2 protein-coding genes are annotated in these 3,259 nt (G+C 68.5%); both read left to right on the plus strand.

Annotated elements, in window-relative coordinates; genetic code table 11:
• On the plus strand, window positions 1-2,754 hold a 2,754-nt coding region (locus ACFV2X_RS55425), incomplete at its 5' end, for a condensation domain-containing protein (protein WP_385631906.1).
• The coding region (locus ACFV2X_RS55430) for a condensation domain-containing protein (RefSeq protein ID WP_385631909.1) at window positions 2,751-3,259 on the plus strand (509 nt) is incomplete at its 3' end. The genes ACFV2X_RS55425 and ACFV2X_RS55430, both read left to right, overlap by 4 nt.

The following is a 3,259-nucleotide window of genomic DNA, read 5'->3' on the forward strand; positions in this document are numbered from 1 at the left end:
GCCCTCGACAGGGCGTGGGCCGACACCGCACACCAGCGGGTGCTGATGCACGCCCCGCACGCCTTCGACGCCTCCAACTACGAGATCTGGGTGCCGCTGCTCTCCGGCGGCAGGATCGTCGTAGCGCCCAACGAACAGATCGACACTCAGGCGCTGCGTGGGCTGGTGGCGGGTGGCGGGGTGAGTGCGGTGCATGTGACGGCGGGGCTGTTCCGGGTGATCGCGGAGGAGGATCCCGGGTGTTTCGGCCAGGTCCGGGAGGTGCTGACCGGCGGTGACGTGGTCTCCCCCACGGCCGTCCAGCGGGTTCTGCAGGCGTGTCCGCAGGTGAGGGTGCGTGCCCTGTACGGGCCTACGGAGATCACCCTGTGCGCCACCCAGCACCTCATGACCCCCGCCACACCACCCGGCACCTCAGTCCCCATCGGCCGGCCCATGGACAACACCCGCACTTACGTTCTGGACAGCGCCCTGCGCCCGGTGCCGGCGGGGGTGGCGGGCGAGCTGTACATCGCCGGGACCGGCCTGGCGCACGGCTACGTCAACCAGCCCGCCACCACGGCCGGGCGTTTCGTCCCGGATCCGTTCGGCCCGCCCGGCTCCCGCATGTACCGCACCGGCGACCTCGCCCGCTGGAACCACGACGGCACACTCGAACACCTCGGCCGCACCGACACCCAGGTCAAAATCCGCGGCTTCCGTATCGAGCCCGGGGAGATCGAAGCCGTCCTGACCGCTCATGACGCGGTCGCTCAAGCCGCCGTGCTCGTGCGCGAGGACCAGCCGGGGGAGAAACGGCTCGTGGCCTATGCCGTACCCACCAACGCGCAAGCAGGGGTCGACACCGCTCAGGCACTGCACACCGTCAGGGACCGGCTCCCCGACTACATGGTGCCCACCGCACTCATCACCCTCGACCACCTGCCACTCACCCCCAACGGGAAGCTCGACCGCAACGCCCTCCCCGCCCCCGACTACACCCCATCCGCCACCGGACGTACCCCCCGCACACCACGCGAACAGACCCTGTGCACACTCTTCGCCGACGTCCTCGCCACACCCAACGTCAGCATCGACGACAGCTTCTTCGATCTGGGTGGTGACAGTATTGTGTCGATCCAGTTGGTTGCTCGTGCGCGGGCGGTGGGTTTGGTGTTCACGCCGCGGGATGTGTTCGAGCGTAAGACCGTGGAAGCCCTCGCCCGGGTCGCCACGGAAATCGGCGCCACAGCTCCGAGCGGGGACGCCGACCAAGCTCTCGGCACCGTGGTGCCGACGCCGATCATGCACCAACTACGTGAGCGTGGCGGGCCGGTGGAGCGGTTCAGCCAGGGCGTGCTGCTCCAGGTTCCTGAGCGGCTGGGCCTGGACAATCTGATCGTGGCGGTGCAGGCCGTGCTGGACCACCACGACGCTCTCCGCGCCAGCCTCGTGGAGCGGGAGGGCGACGCCTGGGAGCTGGAGATTCCCGCTGCTGGCGCGGTGCGGGCGGCAGAGTGCGTGCAACGCATCAACGTTTCCGGTCTGGCCGACGATGCTCTGAGCAAGGTCATCGCGGCGGAGGCAGAGTCCGCCCGGGAGCGGCTTTCGCCCAGGTCGGGGGCGATGGTTCAGGCCGTGTGGTTCGACGCCGGCCCCGAGACGGCCGGACGGCTGCTGATCGTCGTGCATCACCTCGTCGTCGACGGGGTGTCCTGGCGAATCCTGCTCCCCGACCTCCAGACCGCCTGGGAAGCAGCCACCGCGCAGACCACCCCCACACTCCAGCCGATAGGCACCCCTTTCCGTCAATGGGCCAGCGATCTGACCGCGTACGCCCAGGATCCGGAGCAGGAGCGGGAACTCCCCCTGTGGCAGGGCATCCTCCGATCGCCCGAGCCACAACTCGGTACCCGACCCCTGGACCCCGCCCGGGACACCCTCGACACCGCGCAACGCCTGACGGTGACCCTGGACCCGGAGCAGACCGAGCCTCTGCTCACCCAGGTCCCCACCCTGTTCCACGCCGGTGTCAACGATGTCCTGCTGACCGCCCTGACACTGGCCGTGCTCCGTTGGCGGGCCGAGCGCGGCCGACGTGGCGGAGACGGCGGAGATGGCGGAGTGCTGGTCGACCTTGAAAGCCACGGACGCCATGAGCGCATCACGGCAGCCGAGCTTTCCCGGACGGTGGGCTGGTTCACCTCTCAATACCCGGTCAGGCTGGACCCCGGAAGCTTCGATGAAGCTCAGGCATGGGGTGGCGGGGACGACCTGGGGCGTGTCCTCAAGCGCGTCAAGGAACAACTCCGCGCCATTCCGCAGGACGGGATGGGCTACGGACTCCTGCGCTATCTCAACCCCGCCACCTGCCCCGGCCTCGCCGACCTCCCCGCCCCGCAGATCGGGTTCAACTACCTCGGCCGCCTCCCCATCGGGCAGGCCGCCCATTGGGCACCGGCCGCCGAGTCCACCGCGGCAGGCTCCGGCGCCGACCCCCGTATGGCCCTGTCTCACACCCTGGCCATCGGCTCACTCACCCAGGACACACCACAGGGCCCGACCCTCACCACCACCTTCACCTGGCCGGACGCCATTCTCACCCGTGGGGAGATCCAGCAACTCGCCGACGGCTACCACCAGGCGCTGACGGCTCTCACCCGCCACGCCACCCGCCCCGACGCCGGTGGCCGTACCCCCTCGGACCTGCCCCTACTCGGAATCAACCAGGCGGACATCGACCGTCTGGAAAAGGTGTGGAGGAAGAAGAAGTGACTCAGCACGAACTGGAAGACATTCTTCCTCTCGCGCCGTTGCAGGAAGGCCTGCTCTTCCACGCTCTCTACGACACCGATGGCCGGGACGTGTACACGACCCAGTTCTCCTTCCGGGTGGAAGGGCCACTGGATATACCGGTTCTCAAGGCTGCCGTGCGGGCGCTTCTTCGCCGCCATGCGAATCTACGGGCCGGATTCCTTCACGAGGGCCTGTCACGCCCGGTGCAGGTCGTTCCCCGCGAGGTGGAACTGCCGTGGGAGGAGATCGACTGGACGCATCTCGACCCCGATGCGCACGAGAGCTCTCTCGCCACCTGGCTGGAGGAGGACCTGGGCCGTCGGTTCCAGCTGGACGAGCCGCCGCTGATCCGGTTCACCCTGATCCGCCTCGCGCCACAGTCCTACCGTCTGATCTTCACCAACCACCACATCCTCCTCGACGGCTGGTCCCTCCCCGTCCTCATGCGGGAACTGTTCACCCTCTACGCCCACCAAGGCAACGA

Origin of the sequence: Streptomyces sp. NPDC059679, assembly GCF_042734105.1 — a bacterium.
Lineage (GTDB): Bacteria > Actinomycetota > Actinomycetes > Streptomycetales > Streptomycetaceae > Streptomyces.